General features: G+C 68.5%; 35 protein-coding genes. 1 reads left to right on the forward strand and 34 read right to left on the reverse strand.

Annotated elements, in window-relative coordinates; genetic code table 11:
- Nucleotides 1-15 precede the first annotated feature (15 nt).
- Entirely contained in the window at nucleotides 16-636 is a 621-nt protein-coding gene (locus Asi03nite_RS18485; RefSeq protein WP_203681320.1) for a class I SAM-dependent methyltransferase, read from the reverse strand.
- A gap of 96 nt (nucleotides 637-732) precedes the next feature.
- Between Asi03nite_RS18485 and Asi03nite_RS18490 the strand changes: the two genes are divergently transcribed.
- On the forward strand, nucleotides 733-1,515 hold the full coding sequence (locus Asi03nite_RS18490) for a hypothetical protein (RefSeq protein WP_203681321.1): 783 nt from the start codon (nucleotides 733-735) through the stop codon (nucleotides 1,513-1,515).
- A 103-nt stretch (nucleotides 1,516-1,618) separates the two neighbouring features.
- On the opposite strand, the gene truA is transcribed toward Asi03nite_RS18490, so the two are convergent.
- The 33 genes from truA to rpsJ form a co-directional block, all read right to left on the reverse strand.
- A complete protein-coding gene (truA, locus tag Asi03nite_RS18495) occupies nucleotides 1,619-2,443 on the reverse strand; it encodes a tRNA pseudouridine(38-40) synthase TruA (protein WP_203681323.1) in 825 nt (274 codons plus the stop codon).
- Between the two features lie 146 nt (nucleotides 2,444-2,589).
- Nucleotides 2,590-3,156 (reverse strand): 50S ribosomal protein L17, encoded by a 567-nt coding sequence (gene rplQ, locus Asi03nite_RS18500; protein ID WP_203681325.1) that lies wholly within the window; start codon nucleotides 3,154-3,156, stop codon nucleotides 2,590-2,592.
- 39 nt (nucleotides 3,157-3,195) lie between these two features.
- Complete coding sequence (locus Asi03nite_RS18505) at nucleotides 3,196-4,218, reverse strand: DNA-directed RNA polymerase subunit alpha (RefSeq protein ID WP_203681327.1); 1,023 nt, start codon at nucleotides 4,216-4,218, stop codon at nucleotides 3,196-3,198.
- Nucleotides 4,219-4,300: 82 nt separating this feature from the next.
- Complete coding sequence (gene rpsD / locus Asi03nite_RS18510) at nucleotides 4,301-4,927, reverse strand: 30S ribosomal protein S4 (RefSeq protein WP_203681332.1); 627 nt, start codon at nucleotides 4,925-4,927, stop codon at nucleotides 4,301-4,303.
- Between the two features lie 16 nt (nucleotides 4,928-4,943).
- Nucleotides 4,944-5,351, reverse strand: a complete 408-nt coding sequence (gene rpsK / locus Asi03nite_RS18515) for a 30S ribosomal protein S11 (protein WP_014440747.1) — start codon at nucleotides 5,349-5,351, stop codon at nucleotides 4,944-4,946.
- 17 nt (nucleotides 5,352-5,368) lie between these two features.
- Nucleotides 5,369-5,749, reverse strand: a complete 381-nt coding sequence (rpsM, locus tag Asi03nite_RS18520; protein ID WP_014687779.1) for a 30S ribosomal protein S13 — start codon at nucleotides 5,747-5,749, stop codon at nucleotides 5,369-5,371.
- A 150-nt stretch (nucleotides 5,750-5,899) separates the two neighbouring features.
- Nucleotides 5,900-6,016, reverse strand: coding sequence for a 50S ribosomal protein L36 (gene rpmJ / locus Asi03nite_RS18525; protein ID WP_014687778.1), 117 nt, complete (start codon nucleotides 6,014-6,016; stop codon nucleotides 5,900-5,902).
- A 105-nt stretch (nucleotides 6,017-6,121) separates the two neighbouring features.
- Nucleotides 6,122-6,343, reverse strand: a complete 222-nt coding sequence (gene infA, locus Asi03nite_RS18530; RefSeq protein WP_007073013.1) for a translation initiation factor IF-1 — start codon at nucleotides 6,341-6,343, stop codon at nucleotides 6,122-6,124.
- 417 nt (nucleotides 6,344-6,760) lie between these two features.
- Nucleotides 6,761-7,186: a DUF1707 SHOCT-like domain-containing protein gene (locus Asi03nite_RS18535; RefSeq protein ID WP_203681465.1), complete on the reverse strand. Its 426-nt coding sequence runs from the start codon at nucleotides 7,184-7,186 to the stop codon at nucleotides 6,761-6,763.
- A 61-nt stretch (nucleotides 7,187-7,247) separates the two neighbouring features.
- Nucleotides 7,248-8,081, reverse strand: a complete 834-nt coding sequence (gene map, locus Asi03nite_RS18540; RefSeq protein WP_203681333.1) for a type I methionyl aminopeptidase — start codon at nucleotides 8,079-8,081, stop codon at nucleotides 7,248-7,250.
- 1 nt (nucleotide 8,082) lies between these two features.
- Nucleotides 8,083-8,736, reverse strand: a complete 654-nt coding sequence (locus Asi03nite_RS18545; RefSeq protein WP_203681334.1) for an adenylate kinase — start codon at nucleotides 8,734-8,736, stop codon at nucleotides 8,083-8,085.
- Nucleotides 8,737-8,807: 71 nt separating this feature from the next.
- Nucleotides 8,808-10,148, reverse strand: coding sequence for a preprotein translocase subunit SecY (gene secY / locus Asi03nite_RS18550; RefSeq protein WP_203681335.1), 1,341 nt, complete (start codon nucleotides 10,146-10,148; stop codon nucleotides 8,808-8,810).
- A gap of 232 nt (nucleotides 10,149-10,380) precedes the next feature.
- Nucleotides 10,381-10,830, reverse strand: a complete 450-nt coding sequence (gene rplO, locus Asi03nite_RS18555) for a 50S ribosomal protein L15 (RefSeq protein ID WP_203681337.1) — start codon at nucleotides 10,828-10,830, stop codon at nucleotides 10,381-10,383.
- The gene (rpmD, locus tag Asi03nite_RS18560) at nucleotides 10,830-11,012 is read right to left on the reverse strand and encodes a 50S ribosomal protein L30 (protein WP_014687772.1); all 183 of its coding nucleotides are present in this window, start codon (nucleotides 11,010-11,012) and stop codon (nucleotides 10,830-10,832) included. Before rpmD ends, rplO begins: the two co-directional genes overlap by 1 nt.
- Entirely contained in the window at nucleotides 11,012-11,635 is a 624-nt protein-coding gene (gene rpsE, locus Asi03nite_RS18565; protein WP_203681338.1) for a 30S ribosomal protein S5, read from the reverse strand. Before rpsE ends, rpmD begins: the two co-directional genes overlap by 1 nt.
- A gap of 13 nt (nucleotides 11,636-11,648) precedes the next feature.
- The gene (gene rplR / locus Asi03nite_RS18570) at nucleotides 11,649-12,044 is read right to left on the reverse strand and encodes a 50S ribosomal protein L18 (protein ID WP_444978643.1); all 396 of its coding nucleotides are present in this window, start codon (nucleotides 12,042-12,044) and stop codon (nucleotides 11,649-11,651) included.
- Entirely contained in the window at nucleotides 12,041-12,580 is a 540-nt protein-coding gene (rplF, locus tag Asi03nite_RS18575) for a 50S ribosomal protein L6 (protein WP_203681339.1), read from the reverse strand. Before rplF ends, rplR begins: the two co-directional genes overlap by 4 nt.
- A gap of 14 nt (nucleotides 12,581-12,594) precedes the next feature.
- Nucleotides 12,595-13,002, reverse strand: a complete 408-nt coding sequence (gene rpsH, locus Asi03nite_RS18580; protein ID WP_014440735.1) for a 30S ribosomal protein S8 — start codon at nucleotides 13,000-13,002, stop codon at nucleotides 12,595-12,597.
- Between the two features lie 121 nt (nucleotides 13,003-13,123).
- A complete protein-coding gene (locus tag Asi03nite_RS18585; RefSeq protein ID WP_203681340.1) occupies nucleotides 13,124-13,309 on the reverse strand; it encodes a type Z 30S ribosomal protein S14 in 186 nt (61 codons plus the stop codon).
- 2 nt (nucleotides 13,310-13,311) lie between these two features.
- Nucleotides 13,312-13,878, reverse strand: a complete 567-nt coding sequence (gene rplE, locus Asi03nite_RS18590) for a 50S ribosomal protein L5 (protein ID WP_444978644.1) — start codon at nucleotides 13,876-13,878, stop codon at nucleotides 13,312-13,314.
- Nucleotides 13,875-14,195, reverse strand: coding sequence for a 50S ribosomal protein L24 (gene rplX / locus Asi03nite_RS18595; protein WP_203681469.1), 321 nt, complete (start codon nucleotides 14,193-14,195; stop codon nucleotides 13,875-13,877). The genes rplE and rplX overlap by 4 nt, the downstream gene beginning before the upstream one ends.
- Nucleotides 14,192-14,560 (reverse strand): 50S ribosomal protein L14, encoded by a 369-nt coding sequence (rplN, locus tag Asi03nite_RS18600; protein WP_093618755.1) that lies wholly within the window; start codon nucleotides 14,558-14,560, stop codon nucleotides 14,192-14,194. The genes rplX and rplN overlap by 4 nt, the downstream gene beginning before the upstream one ends.
- Nucleotides 14,561-14,652: 92 nt before the next feature.
- On the reverse strand, nucleotides 14,653-14,928 hold the full coding sequence (rpsQ, locus tag Asi03nite_RS18605; RefSeq protein ID WP_203681342.1) for a 30S ribosomal protein S17: 276 nt from the start codon (nucleotides 14,926-14,928) through the stop codon (nucleotides 14,653-14,655).
- On the reverse strand, nucleotides 14,925-15,158 hold the full coding sequence (gene rpmC, locus Asi03nite_RS18610) for a 50S ribosomal protein L29 (protein ID WP_067696129.1): 234 nt from the start codon (nucleotides 15,156-15,158) through the stop codon (nucleotides 14,925-14,927). The genes rpsQ and rpmC overlap by 4 nt, the downstream gene beginning before the upstream one ends.
- The gene (gene rplP, locus Asi03nite_RS18615; protein WP_014687763.1) at nucleotides 15,158-15,583 is read right to left on the reverse strand and encodes a 50S ribosomal protein L16; all 426 of its coding nucleotides are present in this window, start codon (nucleotides 15,581-15,583) and stop codon (nucleotides 15,158-15,160) included. The genes rpmC and rplP overlap by 1 nt, the downstream gene beginning before the upstream one ends.
- A 3-nt stretch (nucleotides 15,584-15,586) precedes the next feature.
- Complete coding sequence (gene rpsC, locus Asi03nite_RS18620) at nucleotides 15,587-16,444, reverse strand: 30S ribosomal protein S3 (RefSeq protein WP_203681343.1); 858 nt, start codon at nucleotides 16,442-16,444, stop codon at nucleotides 15,587-15,589.
- On the reverse strand, nucleotides 16,444-16,902 hold the full coding sequence (gene rplV / locus Asi03nite_RS18625; protein ID WP_203681344.1) for a 50S ribosomal protein L22: 459 nt from the start codon (nucleotides 16,900-16,902) through the stop codon (nucleotides 16,444-16,446). Before rplV ends, rpsC begins: the two co-directional genes overlap by 1 nt.
- Before the next feature lie 37 nt (nucleotides 16,903-16,939).
- Nucleotides 16,940-17,221, reverse strand: coding sequence for a 30S ribosomal protein S19 (rpsS, locus tag Asi03nite_RS18630; RefSeq protein ID WP_203681346.1), 282 nt, complete (start codon nucleotides 17,219-17,221; stop codon nucleotides 16,940-16,942).
- 13 nt (nucleotides 17,222-17,234) lie between these two features.
- The gene (gene rplB, locus Asi03nite_RS18635) at nucleotides 17,235-18,074 is read right to left on the reverse strand and encodes a 50S ribosomal protein L2 (protein WP_203681348.1); all 840 of its coding nucleotides are present in this window, start codon (nucleotides 18,072-18,074) and stop codon (nucleotides 17,235-17,237) included.
- Between the two features lie 14 nt (nucleotides 18,075-18,088).
- Nucleotides 18,089-18,391 carry a 50S ribosomal protein L23 gene (gene rplW / locus Asi03nite_RS18640; protein ID WP_203681349.1) on the reverse strand — a complete coding sequence of 101 codons (303 nt, stop codon included), beginning with the start codon at nucleotides 18,389-18,391 and terminating at the stop codon, nucleotides 18,089-18,091.
- Nucleotides 18,388-19,035, reverse strand: a complete 648-nt coding sequence (gene rplD / locus Asi03nite_RS18645) for a 50S ribosomal protein L4 (protein WP_203681350.1) — start codon at nucleotides 19,033-19,035, stop codon at nucleotides 18,388-18,390. The genes rplW and rplD overlap by 4 nt, the downstream gene beginning before the upstream one ends.
- Nucleotides 19,032-19,682, reverse strand: coding sequence for a 50S ribosomal protein L3 (rplC, locus tag Asi03nite_RS18650; protein ID WP_203681351.1), 651 nt, complete (start codon nucleotides 19,680-19,682; stop codon nucleotides 19,032-19,034). The genes rplD and rplC overlap by 4 nt, the downstream gene beginning before the upstream one ends.
- Before the next feature lie 12 nt (nucleotides 19,683-19,694).
- Nucleotides 19,695-20,003: a 30S ribosomal protein S10 gene (gene rpsJ / locus Asi03nite_RS18655; protein WP_007073037.1), complete on the reverse strand. Its 309-nt coding sequence runs from the start codon at nucleotides 20,001-20,003 to the stop codon at nucleotides 19,695-19,697.
- Between the last annotated feature and the right edge of the window lie 263 nt (nucleotides 20,004-20,266).

Raw genomic sequence — 20,266 nt, forward strand, 5'->3', positions numbered from 1 at the left:
TGCCGGGTCGAGGACTCAGGCGGCAGCCGGTTTTCCGCCGACTCTGAGCACCCGGAAACCCTTCTGGCTGGCCACCCGGTCGACCATCCACCCCCGCCCGGCCAGCCAGGTGTGCAGCGAGTCACCCCCGAGGTTCCGGTTGATCACCAGCCAGGCGACGCCGCCCGGGGCGAGCCGGGGCAGCCAGCGGTCCATCAGCGCGTGCAGCTCGGCCTTGCCGACGTGGGTGGGCGGGTTGCTCCAGATCTGGGCGAACTCGACGTCGTCCGGCACGTCGTCCGGCGCGCTCACCCGCACCCGGTCGCCCAGTCCCAGTGTCGCCGCGTTCTCGGCGGTGAGCTCGCGGGCCCGGGAGTTGACGTCGATCGCGTGGACAGTGGCCGCGGGCGCCTCGGTGGCCAGCACACAGGCGATCGGGCCGTACCCACAGCCGAGGTCGAGCAGCGCCCCCTCGGTGGCCGCGCCGGGCAGCGTCGCCTTGCGCAGCAGCACCGCGGTGCCCGGGTCGAGCCGCCCGGCGGAGAACACCCCGGCGGCCACGGCGAGCCGATAATGCCGGCCGGCCACGCTGAACTCGATCTCGCCCCGTCGCATCGGGGCGTCCGGGTCGGTGCTGAAGTAATGCTCGGCGGTCACCAGGTCAGTTTCTCGCGCCACAACGCAGCACGGACCACCGGGTGCCGGACAGGCTGTGCGTTCCCGGATCGGCATACGCTCCTACGGTTGTCACCCATGCGGTACGCCACCCCGAACCGCTCCGCCCATCGCGCCGTCCCCGCACCCCACCCGATGTTCCTGGTCCGGCATCTCCCCCGGGCCACCGGCGGCCAGCACCGCCAGCACATCCGGCCCCGGGTCCGCCCGCGGAGACGTCCCGGGCGTGAGCCGCATCAGACCATGCAACTGCTGACCCACGGCCTGGGCGCGATGATCGTGCTCGGCATCCTGCTGACGCTCGGCTTCCTGATCCTGTCCGAGAACCCGCGGCGGGCGGCCGCCGGTCCGGGCATCGACACCCGGGCGGCGGACCCCGAGCCGCTGTCGGTCCCGGAGGCCTTCCCGGCCGGCGCCGCCGGCTACCGGGTCGGCGATGCGGTGGTCCAGGCCGACTGCCGGCTCGCGGTCACCGGCGGCTTGCGGCCGGCGCTCGCGGCGTACGGATGTTCGCAGGCGGTCCGAGCGGCCCTGACCGTCCCAGAGGGCGGCTACCGGGTCACCGCCGGCATCCTCAACCTGGCCGACTCGCAGGGCGCCGCGGCGGTCGCCGACCGGGTCCGCGCACTCGTCGAGACCGGCGACGGCGGGTTCACCGAGATGTCCGGTGGCGCGACCGCCGCGGGCACCCCGATCGGCTGGCGCGCCCACGGCCACTACCTGCTGTACTGCGTGATCACCGGGCCGGGCGGCGAGCCGGTCCCGGCCGCCGGCCCGGCGCTGGGCGAGGTGACCGGCCACCTGCTCGACGACTACCTCACCGAACAGGTGCTGGACCGTCGCGCGGCGCCGATCGGGTGACCGGCGATGGTCACCCGATGCCGGACTCGCGGCCGGCGCCCCGCCGGCGCCGTGCGGCGGAGACCCGACGCCGGGCTCGCGGCCCAGCACCTCGCCGGCGCTGTCAGGCGCGCAGCCGGCGGGTCGCCTCGGCGCGGGCGGCGTACTCCGCCTCGTCCGGGTAGCCGACCGCGACCAGGGTGAGGCCGTGCGCCGGCGCCACTGTCACCTCGCTGGAACGCTCGCGCAGGGTGAGCAGCCTGGCCGGCCACTCCGGCTCCCGCCGGCCCTCGCCGACCGCCAGCATCGCGCCCACCAGGCTGCGGACCATCGCCTGGCAGAACGCGTCGGCCTGCACGGTCGCCACCAGCGTGCGGTCGGCCTCGCGGCGCCAGTCCAGGCGGGCGATCGCGCGGATCGTGGTGGCGTGCTCCTTGCGCTTGCAGAACGCCGCGAAGTCGTGCTCGCCGAGCAGCCCGGCGGCGGCCGCGTTCAGCCGGTCCAGGTCGAGCGGGCGCAGCCAGGCCAGAGTGTCGTACCGGCGCAGCGGCTCCGGGCCCCAGCCGTCGTCACAGACCCGGTACTCGTACCGGCGGAACGTGGCCGAGAAGCGGGCGTCGAACGACTCCGGCACCGGCACCACGCCCTTGATCCGGGCGTCCGGCGGCATCAGCGCGTTCAGCCGGCGCAGCAGGGAGCCGGCCAGTTCCTCGTACCGCTCGGCCGGCAGGTCGATGTGGCACACCTGGCCGGTGGCGTGCACCCCCGCGTCGGTGCGCCCGGCCACGGTCAGCCCGAGCGGCCAGTCCGCTCCCGGGGCGCCGAGGACCCGGTTCAGGGCCTCGGCGAGGACCCCGGCGACGGTCCGCCGGCCGGGCTGCGCCGCCCAGCCCGAGAAGTCCGCGCCGTCGTACGAGACGTCGAGTCGTAGGCGGATCTTTTCCGTCATCCCGCAGCGCGCTCCTCGGCCTTGCCCACGACCCGGCTGGCGCCCCCGCGGCCACGGGCCGTGCGCTCCGGTCGTACCGGTCAATCGTGTCCTTGCAACCGAAAGGCCCGGCACCCTGAACGGATGCCGGGCCTGCTGACCTGAGGTCAGGCCTTGTCGGTGTCTTCGCCCTCGGCCTTGTCACCAGGGCCCTCGGCGCCCTTGTCACCGGAGGCGTTGACCGGCGGCTCGGAGTCCTGGTCCTCGGTGGCGGCCGGAGCCGTCTCCTCCGGCGCCAGGGCCTCGACCTTGTCCTGCTGCGCGGTCGCCTGGCGAGCGGCGGCCTTCGCGGCGGGCGCGGTGGTGGCCGCGACCTGGAGCTCCTCGACCAGCTCGATGATCGCCATCGGCGCGGCGTCGCCCTTGCGGGGACCGGTCTTGGTGATCCGGGTGTAACCACCGGGGCGGCCGGTGTACCGCGGAGCGATCTGCTCGAACAGGGCGTACACGACGTCCTTGTCCTTCACGACGGTCAGCACCCGGCGCCGGGCGTGCAGGTCGCCGCGCTTGGCCTTCGTGATGAGCTGCTCAGCCAGCGGGCGCAGCCGCTTGGCCTTCGTCTCGGTGGTCTTGATCTTCCCGTGCCGGAAGAGCTCGGTGGCCAGGTTGGCCATGATGAGCTTCTCGTGTGCCGGGCTACCGCCGAGGCGGGCACCCTTGGTGGGCGTGGGCATTTCAGATGCTCCTTGAAGAAGTGGCGCAGTCCCGAGAGCTTAGAGCTGCTCGGTCTCGCGGTAGTCGTCGGTGTCGTAGTCCACGTCGCCGAACGAGTCCACGACGTGCGCCGGGTCGAAGGACGGCGCGCTGTCCTTGAGGCCCAGGCCCATTCCGGCGAGCTTCATCTTGACCTCGTCGATGGACTTCTGGCCGAAGTTCCGGATGTCCAGAAGGTCGGCCTCCGTACGCCCTATCAACTCGCCCACGCTGTTGATGCCCTCGCGCTTGAGGCAGTTGTACGAACGGACGGTGAGGTCCAGCTCCTCGATCGGCAGCGCCAGGTCGGCAGCGAGCTGCGCGTCCTGGGGCGACGGGCCGATGTCGATGCCCTCGGCGGTCTCGTCCAGCTCCCGGCACAGGCCGAACAGCTCGACCAGGGTGGAGCCGGCCGAGGCCAGCGCGGTCCGCGGCGAGATGGACGCCTTCGACTCGACGTCGATGATCAGACGGTCGAAGTCGGTGCGCTGCTCGACACGGGTCGCCTCGACCCGGTAGGTGACCTTGAGCACCGGCGAGTAGATCGAGTCGACCGGGATCCGGCCGATCTCCGCGCCAGCGCTCTTGTTCTGCGCCGCCGTGACGTAGCCACGGCCCCGCTCGACGGTCAGCTCCATGTCCAGCCGGCCCTTGCTGTTCAGCGTGGCGAGCTTGAGGTCCGGGTTGTGCACCGAGACCCCGGCCGGAGGCTGGATGTCGCCGGCGGTCACGTCGCCCGGGCCCTGCTTGCGCAGGTACATGCTGACCGGCTCGTCGTGCTCGGAGCTGACGGTCAGTTCCTTGACGTTCATGACCAGCTCGACCACGTCCTCCTTGACACCGGGGATCGTGGTGAACTCGTGAAGCACGCCGTCGACCTTGATGCTGGTGACCGCCGCGCCCGGGATGGACGAGAGCAGGGTCCGCCGGAGCGAGTTGCCGAGGGTGTAGCCGAAACCGGGCTCCAGAGGCTCGATGGTGAACCGGGAGCGGGTCTCGCTGATCGACTCTTCCGAGAGAGTCGGCCGCTGGCTGATGAGCACGCTGTTCTTCTTTCTGTCAGGCCAACCGCTATTTGATGGCCGTCGGACTTGCCCGGCGCCGCCGACGGCGCCGGGCAACTTGTTACTTGGAGTAGAGCTCCACGATCAGCTGCTCCTGGACCTGCGTGTCGATGACCGCGCGGGCCGGGAGCGAGTGGATCAGGATCTTCATCTCGCTCGGGATCGGCTCCAGCCACGCCGGCACCGGCCGGGAGCCCGCCTGGGCCTGGGCGACGACGAAGGGCGTGAGCTCCTTCGACTTCTCCCGGAGCGAGACGATGTCGTGCTCCTTCACCCGGTACGACGGGATGTCGACCTTGGCGCCGTTGACCAGGAAGTGGCCGTGCTTGACCAGCTGACGGGCGGCGTCGCGGGACGCGGCGTAGCCGGCCCGGTAGACGACGTTGTCGAGCCGGCTCTCGAGGATCTGCAGGAGCACCTCGCCGGTACGACCCGGCTTGGTGACAGCCTCCTTGTAGTACGTGAAGAACTGCTTCTCCAGCACGCCGTACACGCGGCGGGCCTTCTGCTTCTCACGGTGCTGGAGCAGGTACTCGGTCTCCTTGGTCCGGCCACGGCCGTGCTGGCCGGGCGGGAAGGGACGCGACTCGAACGGGCACTTCGGCCCGTCGCACTTGCTGCCCTTGAGGAACAGCTTCATCTTCTCGCGGCGGCAGCGCTTGCAGTCCGCACCTACGTAACGAGCCATTGCTTCGATCTCTCCCTTAGACCCGGCGACGCTTCGGCGGACGGCAACCGTTGTGCGGCTGCGGGGTCACGTCGGAGATCTGACCGACCTCGAGACCCGCTGCCTGCAGCGACCGGATGGCGGTCTCCCGGCCGGAACCGGGGCCCTTGACGAACACGTCGACCTTGCGCATGCCGTGTTCCATGGCCCGGCGCGCGGCGGCCTCGGCGGCCAGCTGGGCGGCGAACGGAGTCGACTTGCGGGAGCCCTTGAAGCCCACCTGGCCGGACGAGGCCCAGGAGATGACCGCACCGGTCGGGTCGGTGATCGACACGATGGTGTTGTTGAAGGTGCTCTTGATGTGCGCCTGCCCGTGGGCGACGTTCTTGCGTTCCTTGCGCCGGACCTTCTTGACTGCGGCCCCTGCGCGTGCCTTCGGTGGCATAAGTCAGTGCGCTCCTATTACTTCCGACCGGGCTTCTTCTTACCGGCGACCGTCCGCTTCGGGCCCTTGCGGGTACGAGCGTTGGTCCGGGTCCGCTGTCCCCGAACGGGCAGACCCTTGCGGTGGCGGATGCCGGCGTAGCAGCCGATCTCTACCTTGCGGCGGATGTCCGCGGCGACCTCGCGGCGCAGGTCGCCCTCAACCTTGAAGTTGGCCTCGATGTACTCGCGGAGCTTGAGCAGCTCCTCTTCCGTGAGGTCCTTGGCGCGCTTGTTCAGGTCGATCGCCGTAGCGGTCAATGCTTCGACGGACCGGGTGCGCCCGATCCCGAAGATGTAGGTGAGCGCGATCTCCATCCGCTTCTCGCGGGGGAGATCGACGCCGACGAGACGTGCCATTTCTGGGCGTACTCCTCGTTGTTGTCGCGGAGGTCTGTGCCCGTCCCTTCCCGCCTGCCCGGGCGGGCCCCGGCCTCCGACCGGGGGTACAGCCTCGCGAGAGAGGCTGGGACGGGCTTATTCAGTGGTGCGGATCCTGCGCGGGTCTACTCAGCCCTGGCGCTGCTTGTGGCGCGGGTCAGTGCTGCAGATCACCATGACCCGGCCGTGCCGCCGGATGATCCGGCAGTTGTTGCAGATCCGCTTGACGCTCGGCTTGACCTTCACGGTTTGCCTTAACTCTCAGTCAGACGGGTATGGAAAACCCCGCGACCCGACATGAGCCACCCCGAACCGGCTTCGGACCTCGACCCTGGCCGGCTCGGAAGGAGCTCACTTGTAGCGGTAGACGATGCGCCCACGGGTCAGGTCGTACGGCGAGAGCTCGACGACGACCCTGTCCTCGGGAAGGATGCGGATGTAGTGCTGGCGCATCTTCCCGGAGATGTGTGCCAGGACCTTGTGACCATTGGCGAGCTCGACGCGGAACATGGCGTTCGGCAGGGGCTCGATCACTCGGCCTTCGATCTCGATGGCTCCGTCTTTCTTAGGCATGTCCTCCGCTACCTGACATCGGGTTCTGGGGCAGGCTGTGCAACGTCGTACCCGAGCCTCTTGGGGGCTCGGACCAGCCGCGGCTCCCCCTGTCCTCGAAGCGCTGAGGACATGAAGGAGTGGACGCTGCGCGCCAGCAAGCCAGTCTACGCGCACGTCTCGGGGACGCCAAACCGAGGTCACCGATACCCGGGGTCGGGCGTGTCACGCACCGCTCAGCCGGCTGCGGCGGTTGCGATCCGTCAAGCGCTACCGCTCAGCGGTTGCGGCCGTTGCTGCGGTTGCGGCCCCTCAGCGCTACCGCTCAGCGGTTGCGGCCGTTGCTGCGGTTGCGGCCGTTGCGGCGGTTGCGGCCCTCAGCGCTACCGCTCAGCGGACGCGGCCGTTGCGGCGGTTGCGGCCCCTCAGCGCTACCGCTCAGCGGATGCGGCGATTGCGATCCGTCAGCGCTCCGACCGCCGTGATCACCACCGGGATCAGCACCCAGGCGGGCCAGAAATAATACGCGTGGCCCGAGGTGAACGACGTGATGGCCCAGATCAGCGTGCAGACCAGGAACGCCGTGAGCGCCGAGCCGAAGGTGTGCCGGCCGTGGTGCTGCTCCGGCTTCACCGGCATCGGCTGCCGGGGCGCCGGCGGCGGGGTATGCGGCTGCATCTGGGCGTGCTGCACCGGGACCGCGCCGGGCAGGTCGTCGAGGAGGCCGTCGAAGTCACCGTAGGTCCGGGCGGCGTAGGCCCGCTGGACGCGCTCGTCGTACTCGTTCAGATCCAGCCGGCCCTCGTCGAGCGCGGCCTTCAACTGATCCGCGACGCGCTGACGATCACTGTCGCCGGCCCGCATCCCCTCCCGTCCCATGCGTCACAGCATGCCAGGCGGGCGCCGGGGGCGTAAGGCCGGTCGGTCAGGGCTGTCTGGCGGTCACCAGATCGCCGAGGCGGGCCTTTCCGCCGTCCAGGGCGGTCGTCACCCACACCCCGTCGTCCAGGAGCGCCATGGTGTGCTCCACGTGCGCGGCGCGGGACCCGTCCCGGGTCACCACGGTCCAGCCGTCGGAGAGCTCCAGGGTGCGCGGCGAGCCCATCGTGATCATCGGCTCGATGGCCAGCGCCATGCCCGGGATCAGCCGCGGGCCGCGGCCCGGCTTGCCGTGGTTGAGCACGTGCGGCTCCTGATGCATCTCGGTGCCGATGCCGTGGCCGCCGTAGCCGTCGACGATGCCGTACCGGCCGGCTTTGCGGATCACCTTCTCGACGTTGAACGAGATGTCGGTGAGCCGGCCGCGCCCGTTCGCCACGCCGCGGGCGGCCGCCGCGATCCCGGCCCACATCGCGTCCTCGGCGACCTCCGCCATCCGCAGCAGGGCCGGGTCGGTCTCGCCGACGCCGACCGTGATCGCCGAGTCGCCGTGCCAGCCGTCCAGGATCGCGCCGCAGTCCAGCGAGATCAGGTCGCCCTCGGCCAGGATCTGCCGGGCGCCGGGGATGCCGTGCACCACCTGCTCGTTGACCGAGGCGCAGATCGAGGCCGGGAAGCCGTGGTAGCCCTTGAACGACGGGATCGCGCCGGCGTCGCGGATCACCTTCTCGGCGATCGCGTCCAGATCGGCTGTCGAGACGCCGGGCGCGACCGCGTCCCGCATCGCCTCCAGGGCGGCCCGCACGACCAGGCCGGCCGCCCGCATCTTCTCGATCTGCTCCGGCGTCTTCAGCTGGATGTCCAGCTCCTGACGAGCCATCTCAGCCCCCGTACGACCGCAGGGCGTCGATCGCGCGCACCGTGACGTCCTCGACCGGCCCGGTCGCGTCGATACCCACCAGCTTGCCCTGCGCACCGTAGTAGTCGACCAGCGGCGCGGTCTTGTCCGCGTACTCCACCAGGCGGTTGGCGATCGTCTCGGCCTTGTCGTCGTCCCGCTGGAACAGCTCCGACCCGCAGCGGTCGCAGATGTTCTCCTTGCTCGTCGGGTCGAACTCGACGTGCCAGATCTTGCCGCAGCCACGGCAGGTCCGGCGGCCGGAGAGCCGCCGGATCACCTCGTCGTCGTCGACCACCAGCTCCATCACCAGATCCAGCGCGGTGCCGAGGTCGGCGAGCAGCTTGTCCAGCGCGGACGCCTGCGGCACCGTGCGCGGGAACCCGTCCAGCAGGAACCCGTCGCCGGCGTCCGCCTCGGCGAGCCGGTCGCGGACCATGTTGATGGTGACCTCGTCCGGCACCAGCTGCCCGGCGTCCATGTACCGCTTGGCCTCGACCCCGAGCGGGGTCCCCTGCGACACGTTGGCCCGGAAGATGTCCCCGGTCGAGATCTTGGGCACGGCGAGATGGGCGGCGATGAACTCAGCCTGGGTCCCCTTGCCGGCCCCCGGAGGGCCCACCAGTACCAGCCGCACCTACATCGCCTCGCTTCGGTCGCAAGAACCCACGCCAACCGCCGCCAGAGCCCTCCGGCTCGGCGTACCCACTACCGGAGGAACCCTTCGTAGTTCCGCTGCATGAGCTGGCTCTCGATCTGCTTCACCGTCTCCAGACCCACACCCACCATGATCAGCACCGCGGTGCCGCCGAACGGGAAGTTCTGGTACTGCTGCTGGTCCAGCCAGATGAAGAAGAAGTTCGGCAGCACCGAGATCAGACCCAGGTAGAGAGCGCCCGGGAGAGTGATCCGGCTGAGGATGAAGTCCAGGTAGTCGGCGGTCGGCTTGCCCGGGCGGATACCCGGCACGAACCCACCGTACTTCTTCATGTTCTCCGCGACCTCAGTCGGGTTGAACGTGATCGACACGTAGAAGTACGTGAAGAAGATGATCAGCAGGAAGTACACGGTGATGTAGAGCCAGCTGGTCGGCGTGGCGAGCCAGTTCTGGATCCAGATCTGGTAGCCCGCCAGGTTGTTCTTGTCGAAGAACTGCAGGTACAGCTGGGGCAGGTAGAGCAGCGACGAGGCGAAGATGACCGGGACGACACCCGCCTGGTTCACCTTCAGCGGGATGTAGGTCGAGGTGCCGCCGTACATCCGCCGGCCGATCATGCGCTTCGCGTACTGCACCGGGATGCGCCGCTGGGCCTGCTCGATGAAGACCACCAGCGCGATGATCACCAGGACCAGCGCGATCACCAGGAGGAACTTGCCGGTGCCGGCGGACTGCTTGATCGTCCAGCCCTCGCCGGGGAGGCGGGCCGCGATCGAGGTGAATATCAGGACGGACATGCCGTTGCCGACGCCGCGGTCGGTGACCAGCTCGCCCAGCCACATGACCACGCCGGTGCCGGCGGTCATCGTCATCACCAGGACCGTCAGGGTCAGCCACATCGGGATGCCGGTGCCCTCGGGGATGATCTGGTAGGACGGGTTGTCCTGGTCGCAGAGACCGCCGAAGAGCTGGCCGGTGCGGGCGAGGGCGACGAACGCCGAGGACTGCAGGATCGCCAGGCCCAGCGTCAGGTACCGGGTGTACTGAGTGATCTTCGCCTGGCCGGACTGACCCTCCTTGCGGAGCTGCTCCAGCCGCGGGATGACCACGGTGAGCAGCTGCAGGATGATCGACGCGGTGATGTACGGCATGATGCCGAGCGCGAAGACGGAGAGCTGGAGCAGAGCGCCGCCGGAGAACAGGTTCAGCAGGTTCAGAACCTGGTTGCCCGACTGCTCGGTCAGCTTGAGGCAAGCCTGCACGTTGGTGTACGACACGCCGGGGCTGGGCAAGGTGGCACCGAGCCGGTAGAGCGCGATGATCGCCACCGTAAAGAGCAATTTCTTGCGCAGGTCAGGCGTCCGCAACGCACTCGAAAAGGCGGAGAGCAACTTCTTCCTCCTGCGCGAGGTAACCGCCGGGATCGGCGGTATGGGGGGAAGGCATCGGCCCGGATGACCGATATCCCTAGCTGGGAACGGACTCTAACAGTCTTGGCCCGCCGTGGTCAGCCACGGTAGCCGTCAGTACGGCAATGCGTCACAACTCTTCACAAAAGTGCTGGTCAGACGCCACAAGGGGATGCTCGCCGAACACGCGTCCGGACGAGCATCCCCGCAAGCCTCACAGCTCGGTGGTGGAACCACCAGCAGCCGCGATCTTCTCCTTGGCCGACTCGCTGAACGCGTGCGCCGAGATGGTCAGCGACACGCCGCCCAGCTCGCCCGAGCCCAGCACCTTGACCGGCTGGCCCTTGCGGACCGCGCCGGCCTGGACGAGCTCGGCCGGACCGACCTGCCCGCCGTTCGGGAACAGCTCGGCCAGCCGGTCCAGGTTCACGACCTGGAAGACGACCTTGTTGCGCGGGCGGTTCCGCAGGCCCTTCAGCTTCGGCAGACGCATGTGGATGGGCATCTGCCCACCCTCGAACGACGCCGGGGTGTTCTTGCGAGCACCGGTGCCCTTGGTACCACGGCCGGCGGTCTTGCCCTTGGAGCCCTCACCACGACCCACGCGGGTCTTCTTGGTCTTGGCTCCGGGCGCCGGGCGCAGGTCATGAATCTTGATCGCCATTACTCGACCTCCTCGACAGTGACGAGGTGGTTCACGGCGAAGATCATGCCCCGGATCTCGGGACGGTCCTCCTTGACCACCACATCGTTGATCCGCTTCAGCCCGAGCGACCGCAGGGAGTCCCGCTGGTTCTGCTTACGGCCGATCTCGGACCGGATCTGGGTGACCTTCAAGCGAGCCATCAGTGCACCGCCGCTTCCGCACGCGCGGACAGCATGGCCGCCGGCGCGACGTCCTCAACCGGCAGGCTGCGGCGCGCCGCGACCTTCTCCGGGGACTCGAGGCCCTTCAGCGCGGCCACCGTGGCGTGCACGATGTTGATCGGGTTCGAGGAGCCGAGGCTCTTCGAGAGGATGTCGTGGATGCCCGCGCACTCCAGCACGGCGCGCACCGGGCCACCGGCGATGACACCGGTACCAGCGGACGCCGGCTTGAGCAGGACGACGCCCGCGGCAGCCTCACCGGTGATCGGGTGGGGAATGGTAGCCCCGATCCGCGGCACCTTGAAGAAGTGCTTCTTGGCCTCCTCGACGCCCTTGGCGATGGCCGCGGGCACCTCCTTGGCCTTTCCGTAACCGACACCGACGGTGCCGTCACCGTCGCCGACGATCACCAGGGCGGTGAAGCTGAAGCGACGACCACCCTTGACGACCTTGGCGACCCGGTTGATCGCGACGACCCGCTCCAGGTGCGGGGTCTTCTCGACGGGCGCGTTGCCGCGGCCGCCCTCGCGACGGTTGTCCCGGCGGCCGCCACCCTCGGTGTTACCGCCGGACCCGCCGCCACGGCGCTGCTGACCAGGCATTGGTCAATTCCTCCTAGAACTCGAGTCCGGCTTCGCGAGCGGCGTCGGCAAGCGCGGCGATCCGCCCCGCGTACTTGTTGCCACCGCGGTCGAAGACGACCTTGGAAATACCCGCGGCCTTGGCGCGCTCCGCGAGGAGCGCACCGACCTTGCCGGCCTGCGAGCTCTTGTCGCCCTCGGTGCCCCGGATCGTGGTGTCCAGGGACGAGGCCGAAGCCAGCGTGTGGCCCTTGAGGTCGTCGATGATCTGCGCGGTGATGTGCCGCGTGGACCGGGTGACGACCAGGCGGGGACGCTCGGCCGAACCGCGCACGTTCTTGCGGACCCGGAAGTGCCGACGCGCCTTGCCAACGGCACGCCGGGAGGCGACACCGCCGCCATTGCGGCGCTTGAGCAGCGTGGCGGTCACTTCTTACCTGCCTTTCCAGCCTTGCGGCGGATGACCTCACCCTGGTACTTGACACCCTTGCCCTTGTAGGGCTCCGGCGGGCGGATCTTCCGGATGTTGGCGGCGACCTCGCCGACCAGCTGCTTGTCGATGCCCGCCACGGTGAACTGGGTGGGCTTCTCGACGGTGAAGGTGATGCCGGCCGGCGGCACGATGTTCACCGGGTGCGAGAAGCCCAGAGCGAACTCCAGGTCCTTGCCCTTGGCGGTGACACGGTAACCGGTGCCGTTGATCTCGAGGGTCTTCTTGTAGCCCTCGGTCACGCCGACGATCATGTTGGCGACCAGGGTGCGCGAGAGACCGTGCAACTCCTTGGCCTTGCGCTCGTCGTTGGGGCGGTTGACGACCAGCTCGCCGCCCTCCTGCGCCACCGTGATCGGTTCGGCCACGGTGTGCGAGAGCTCGCCCTTGGGGCCCTTGACCTTGACGGTCTGCCCCGTGATGGTGACGTCGACGCCGGCCGGGACCGGGATCGACTTACGTCCGATTCGCGACATGTCAAAGTCTCCAGTTACCAGACGAAGGCGAGGACTTCCCCGCCAACGCTCCGCTTGCGGGCCTGCTTGTCGGTCAGCAGTCCCTGGGACGTCGAAATGATCGCGACACCGAGGCCACCGAGCACGCGGGGCAGCTCGTCGGACTTGGCGTACACCCGCAGGCCCGGCTTCGAGACGCGCTTGATGCCGGCGAGGCTGCGCTCGCGGTTCTGGCCGTACTTGAGCTCAACGACCAGACGCTTGCCGACCGCGCCCTCCTCGGGCTCCTCAGACGTCCACGACGCGATGTAACCCTCGGCCTTGAGGACCTCGGCGATGTTCGCCTTGATCTTCGAGTACGGCATGGTCACCTTGTCGTGGTACGCCTGGTTGGCGTTGCGCAGACGCGTCAGCATGTCTGCGATCGGGTCCGTCATCGTCATGGGTATTCGTCAACCTTTCTCGCCGGGGTTCCCGGTAAGGCACCAGGCCTACGGCGAAGCGGTATTTCAGGTTCCGCCCGGAGTTCCGCTGTGCAGCGGCGGGCAGGTGGTAGGACGGGGTTTACCAGGAGGCCTTGGACACGCCGGGCAGCTCACCACGGTGAGCCATGTCCCGCAGGCAAACCCGGCAGAGGCCGAACTTGCGGTAGACCGAGTGCGGACGGCCGCACTTCTGGCAGCGGGTGTAGGCGCGCACCGCGAACTTCGGCTTCGCGGCAGCCTTCAGGATCAGCGCCTTCTTAGCCATGCTCAGTTCTCCTTGAACGGGAAGCCCAGGAGCTTCAGCAGCGCCCGGCCCTCGTCGTCGGTCGTGGCGGTGGTGACCACCGTGATGTCCATGCCCCGCGTCCGGTCGATCTTGTCCTGATCGATCTCGTGGAACACCGACTGCTCGGTCAGACCGAAGGTGTAGTTGCCGTGGCCGTCCAGCTTGCGGCCGTCGAGCCCGCGGAAGTCACGGATACGCGGCAGCGCGATGGACAGCAGCCGGTCCAGGAACTCCCACATCCGGTCGCCCCGCAGGGTGACCTTCGCGCCGATCGGCATGCCCTCACGGAGCTTGAACTGCGCGATGGACTTGGTCGCCCGGCGCACCAGCGGCTTCTGGCCGGTGATGGTGGTCAGGTCGCGGACCGCGCCGTCGATCAGCTTGGCGTCGCGGGCAGCCTCGCCGACACCCATGTTCACGACGACCTTGACCAGGCCGGGGATCTGCATGGGGTTGGCGTACTTGTACTGCTCCTGCAGCGCCTGCACGACCTCGGAGCGGTACTTCCCCTGGAGACGGGGCAGCGTCTTGGTCTCGGCAGTCATCAGAGTTCCTTACCGGTCGTACGCGCGATCCGGACCTTGGTGCCGTTGTCGTCGATCCGGTACCCGATGCGGGTCGGCTTGCCCTGGTCGTCCAGCACCTGCACGTTGGAGATGTGGATCGGGGCTTCCTGGGTGACGATGCCGCCGGTCTTCGAGCCACGCTGGGTGGTGCGGATTCGTTCGTGCTTCTTGACTCGGTTGACGCCCTCGACCAGGACCTTGTCCTGCCGCGGGAAGGCCGCGATGACCTTACCCTTGGCACCCTTGTCCTTGCCGGCGATGACGACGACCGTGTCGCCCTTCTTGATCTTCACGGTCAGAGCACCTCCGGCGCCAGGCTGATGATCTTCATGAACCGCTTGTCGCGCAGCTCGCGCCCGACCGGGCCGAAGATGCGGGTACCGCGGGGGTCCCCGCCGTCCTTGATGATGACGGCGGCGTTCTCGTCGAAGCGGATGTACGAGCCGTCGGGACGGCGCCGCTCCTTGCTGGTGCGGACGACGACCGCCTTGACGACGTCACCCTTCTTCACACCGGCACCCGGAATGGCGTCCTTGACCGTGGCCACGATGACGTCGCCGATGCTCGCGTAACGGCGACCGGAGCCACCGAGTACGCGGATGCACAGGATCTCCCGGGCACCCGTGTTGTCGGCGACGCGCAGTCGCGACTCCTGCTGGATCACGTCTGTCTCCTATGTCTGCCAGTTCTCCGGTGACCCACCGAAGCTTGGCGGAACGATGGTCCGCTGGGCCGGCCGCAGCCGGCCCAGCGTACTCACTTGGCCTTTTCGAGGATCTCCACGAGCCGCCACCGCTTGGTGGCGGAGAGCGGACGGGTCTCCATGATCGAAACCCGGTCGCCGATGCCCGCGGCGTTCTGCTCGTCGTGCACCTTCAGCTTGCGCGTACGGCGGATGACCTTGCCGTACAGCGCGTGCTTGACCCGGTCCTCGACCTCGACGACGACGGTCTTGTCCATCTTGTCGCTGACCACGAGACCCTCCCGCACCTTGCGCTGTGCGCGCGGAGCGGTGGTGGTGTTCTCACTCATGCCGTCACCTCATCCGGCGCGACCGAGAGACCAAGCTCACGCTCACGCATGATCGTGTAGATCTTCGCGATGTCCTTGCGGACGACCTGCAGCCGACGGTGATTGTCGAGCTGGCCGGTCGCGCGCTGCACGCGAAGGTTGAACAGCTCCGCCTTGGCCTCCCGCAGCTTCGCGACCAGTTCCTCGTCGGAACTCTCGCGCAGCTCGGCTGCCTTAACGCCCGCTGCCATCAGCTTTCACCCACTTCGCGCGTCACGATGCGGCACTTCATCGGGAGCTTGTGGATCGCGCGGCGCATCGCCTCACGCGCGACCGTCTCGTTCGGGAAGGACATCTCGAAGAGAATCCGGCCCGGCTTGACGTTCGCCACCCACCACTCGGGAGAACCCTTACCGGAACCCATCCGGGTCTCGGCCGGCTTCTTGGTCAGAGCCTGGTCCGGGAAGATCGAGATCCAGACCTTACCGCCACGCTTGATGTGACGGGTCATCGCGATACGCGCCGACTCGATCTGCCGGTTGGTCACGTACGCCGGCTCCAGAGCCTGGATACCGAACTCACCGAAGACGACCCGGTTGCCGCCCTTGGACGCGCCGTGGCGGTCCGGGTGGTGCGGCTTGCGGAAGCCCTTCGGGGGCTTACGCGGCATCAGCATGTGTCAGCCCTCCTGCTGCGTCTCGGCCTGAGCCGGAGCCGCGGCGACCGCGGCGTCGTTGAGGTTCTCGCCGGCGGGGGTGTCGCCACCCCGCGCCTGGGCGGCGGCCCGGCCGGCCTCGGTGCCGCCCGCGGTCGTGCCGGACGAACCGGAACGGCCACGACGCGGACGCTCGGGACGGTCGGACCGGTCCCGGCGCGGACGCGCGGGCGCCTCGGTGACGACCTCGCGACCCGGAACGGCGTCGCCCTTGTAGATCCAGACCTTCACACCGATCCGGCCGAACGTGGTACGAGCCTCGAAGAAGCCGTACTCGATGTTCGCCCGCAGCGTGTGCAGCGGAACGCGACCCTCACGGTAGAACTCCGTGCGGCTCATCTCCGCGCCGCCGAGGCGGCCGGAGACCTGCACCCGGATGCCCTTGCAGATCGGGTTCTTCATGGCCGACTGCATGGCCTTGCGCATCGCCCGGCGGAAGCTGACCCGGGAGGACAGCTGCTCGGCGACGCCCTGGGCCACCAGCTGCGCGTCCGACTCGGGGCTCTTGACCTCGAGGATGTTCAGCTGGACCTGCTTGCCGGTGAGCTTCTCGAGCTCGCCGCGGATCCGGTCGGCCTCCTGGCCCTTGCGGCCGATGACGATGCCCGGCCGGGCGGTGTGGATGTCGACGCGAACCCGGTCGCGGGTCCGCTCGATGTCCACCTTGGAAATGCCGGCGCGCTCCAGGCCCTTGGACATCATGCGGCGGATCTTGACGTCCTCGCCGATGTAGTCCTTGTAGAGCTTGTCCGCGAACCAGCGGCTCTTCCAGTCGGTGGAGATGCCGAGGCGGAACCCGGTGGGGTGAACCTTCTGACCCATTACTCGGCACCCTCCGTGCTCTGGGACTCGGCAGCCTGCGGCTCGGCCGGCTGAGCGGCCTTCTTCGCCGCGGCCTTCTTCGCCGGGCGGGCCGTCTGGACCGCCTCGACCGCGATGGTGATGTGACTCGTGCGCTTGCGGATCCGGTACGCCCGGCCCTGCGCCCGCGGACGGAACCGCTTGAGCGTGGGACCCTCGTCGACGAACGCCTCGCTCACGAGGAGGGCGTCGGGGTCGAGCCGCTCGTTGTTCTCAGCGTTCGCAATGGCGCTGGCAAGCACCTTGTAGACCTGCTCGCTGGCGGCCTGCGGCGCGAACTGCAGGACGGTCAGCGCCTCCTTCGCGGGCAGACCGCGGACGAGGTTGACCACCCGGCGCGCCTTGTTCGGCGAGATGCGCACGTGTCGCGCAACCGCCCGCGCGCCCGGAAGCACCGGAGCGTCGCCCTTTGCTGGCATCGCTGTAGCTCCTTGATCCTCTAATCCGTGTATCTGCTTAGCGACGACGGCTCTTGCGGTCGTCCTTCTCGTGACCCTTGAACGTGCGGGTCAGAGCGAACTCGCCGAGCTTGTGCCCGACCATCGCCTCGGTGATGAACACCGGGACGTGCTTGCGCCCGTCGTGGACCGCGATGGTGTGACCGAGCATCTCGGGGATGATCGTCGAGCGCCGCGACCAGGTCTTGATGACGTTCTTCGAGTTCTTCTCGTTCTGGACTTCCACCTTCTTGATCAGGTGGTCGTCGACGAACGGGCCCTTCTTCAGGCTGCGAGGCATCTTTTAACTCCCGTTACCCGCGCTTGCGGGTGGCGTAGCGGCGGCGAACGATCAGCTTGTCGCTCTCCTGGCCCTTGCGGCGGGTACGGCCCTCCGGCTTACCAGCCGGGTTGACCGGGTGACGACCACCGGAGGTCTTACCCTCACCACCACCGTGCGGGTGGTCGACGGGGTTCATGGCGACACCACGGACGGTCGGGCGCTTGCCCTTCCACCGCATGCGGCCGGCCTTACCCCAGTTGATGTTCGACTGCTCGGCGTTGCCGATCTCGCCGACCGTCGCCCGGCAACGGACGTCGACACGACGGATCTCGCCGGAGGGCATACGCAGCGTGGCGTACGCGCCCTCACGGCCGAGCAGCTGGATGCCCACGCCGGCCGACCGGGCCAGCTTGGCTCCACCGCCGGGACGAAGCTCCACGCCGTGGACCGTCGTACCGACCGGGATGTTGCGCAGCGGCAGGTTGTTGCCGGGCTTGATGTCCGCGCCCACGCCGGACTCGACGCGGTCGCCCTGCTTCAGGTCCTTCGGCGCCAGGATGTAGCGCTTCTCGCCGTCGGCGTAGTGCAGCAGCGCGATGCGGGAGGTGCGGTTGGGGTCGTACTCGATGTGAGCGACCTTGGCCGGCACGCCGTCCTTGTCGTTCCGCTTGAAGTCGATCAGCCGGTACTGCCGCTTGTGGCCACCGCCCTGGTGCCGCGTGGTGATGCGGCCGTGGACGTTGCGACCACCCTTCTTGGGCAGCGGGACCAGCAGAGACTTCTCCGGGGTGGACCGGGTGATCTCGGCGAAGTCGGCGACGCTCGAGCCGCGGCGGCCCGGCGTGGTCGGCTTGTACTTACGGATAGCCATGATTCACAAACCCCTTAGCTGACCGGGCCGCCGAAGGCCTCGATACGGTCACCGTCAGCCAGCTTCACCATCGCGCGCTTGGTCGCCTTGCGCTGACCGAAGCCGGTCCGGGTGCGCTTGCGCTTGCCCTCGCGGTTCGCGGTGTTCACCGTCAGCACGCGGACGTTGAAGATCTGCTGGATCGCGATCTTGATCTGGGTCTTGTTCGCGTCCGGGTGGACGAGGAACGTGTACCAGTTCTGGTCGAGAACGCTGTAGCTCTTCTCGGAGACCACCGGGGCGACGATGACGTCGCGCGGGTCGGCGATCGTGCTCACTTGTCGCCCTCCTCGGACTTCTCGGCCCCGCCCAGGAACTCGTCCAGCGCGACCTTGGTGAAGACGACCTCGTCGGCGACCAGCACGTCGTACGTGTTCAGCTGGCCGGCCTCGATGAGGTGAACGGTCGGCTCGTTGCGCAGCGAGATCCAGTTCAGCTCGTCCTGGCTGTCCAGCACGACGAGGATCTTGTTGGTCTGAGCGACCTTCCGCAGGGTGGCCACCGCGGCCTTGGTCGACGGCGTCTCGCCGGCGACGAAGGACTCGACGACGAACACGCGGCCGTCACGGGCCCGGTCGGAGAGGGCGCCACGCAGGGCGGCGGCCTTCATCTTCTTCGGGGTCCGCTGGCTGTAGTCGCGCGGCACCGGGCCGTGCACCACGCCACCGCCGGTGAACTGCGGCGCGCGGATCGAGCCCTGGCGGGCGCGACCGGTGCCCTTCTGCTTGTACGGCTTCTTGCCGCCGCCGGCGACCTCGCCGCGGGACTTCGCCTTGTGCGTACCCTGCCGGGCCGCGGCCAGCTGCGCCACGACGACCTGGTGCATCAGCGGGATGTTCGCCTGGGCGTCGAAGACGTTGGCGGGCAGCTCGACCGAGCCGGTCTTCGCGCCCTCGGCGTTGATGATGTCGACCGAGCTCACTTGGCACCGCCCTTCTTCGCCGCGGTACGAACCAGGATCAGCGCGCCCTTGGGACCGGGCACCGCGCCCTTGACCAGCAGCAGGTTGCGCTCGGTGTCGACCGCCTGAACCGTCAGGTTCTGCACGGTGTAGCGCTTGCCGCCCATCCGGCCGGCCATCCGGACGCCCTTGAAGACGCGACCCGGGGTGGCGCAGGCGCCGATCGAGCCCGGCGAGCGGTGCTTGCGCTCGACACCGTGGCTGGCGCGCAGACCGTGGAAGCCGTGCCGCTTCATGACACCGGCGTAGCCCTTGCCCTTGGTCTTACCGGTGACGTCGATCGGCGTGCCCGCCGCGAACGCCTCGACGGTGACCTCCTGGCCGAGCTCGTACTCGCTCGCGTCGACGGTGCGAAGCTCGACGAGGTGACGCCGCGGCGACACACCGGCCTTCGCGTAGTGGCCGCTCTCGGGCTTGTTGACCTTGCGGGGGTCAATCGCGCCGTAGGCCAGCTGGACAGCCGAGTAGCCGTCCTTCTCGTCAGTACGGACCTGGGTCACGACGCACGGGCCGGCCTGAACCACGGTCACCGGGACGACCTTGTTGTTGTCCCAGACCTGGGTCATGCCGAGCTTGGCGCCCAGGATCCCCTTTACTTGCCTGTCCATTTGTCCGGATCCCTACAGCTTGATCTCGATGTCGACGCCAGCCGGCAGGTCGAGGCGCATGAGCGAGTCGACCGTCTTCGGAGTCGGGTCGATGATGTCGATCAGACGCTTGTGCGTGCGCATCTCGAAGTGCTCGCGCGAGTCCTTGTACTTGTGCGGCGAACGGATCACGCAGAAACGGTTGATCTCCGTGGGCAGCGGCACCGGGCCCGCGACCTGCGCCCCGGTTCGCGTCACCGTCTCGACGATCTTCCGCGCCGAGGAGTCGACGACCTCGTGGTCATAGGCCTTGAGCCGGATGCGGATCTTCTGTCCCGCCATGGTGGCTTCTGTTTCCTTCTCTCGATGCCGCTACGTGCGGAAGCGGGTGGCCTCCGCATGCCCGCAGGACCGTTGATCCTGCGTTGTCCGACCCCCGCGGTCGGGCGTGTCGCGCCTCTTCGCAAAGTGCTGGGCACTCAGCTTCCGGCTTCCGCCCCGGTACTGCTGGGGCGAACGCGATCGCGGGGATCTGTGGTGTCGGGCGGCATGCAAACACACCCGGACACCCGGCGAGGGCGGACAGCTGAGAGGTCTACTCAACC

The organism is Actinoplanes siamensis (genome assembly GCF_016862395.1).
Classification (GTDB): Bacteria; Actinomycetota; Actinomycetes; order Mycobacteriales; family Micromonosporaceae; genus Actinoplanes; species Actinoplanes siamensis.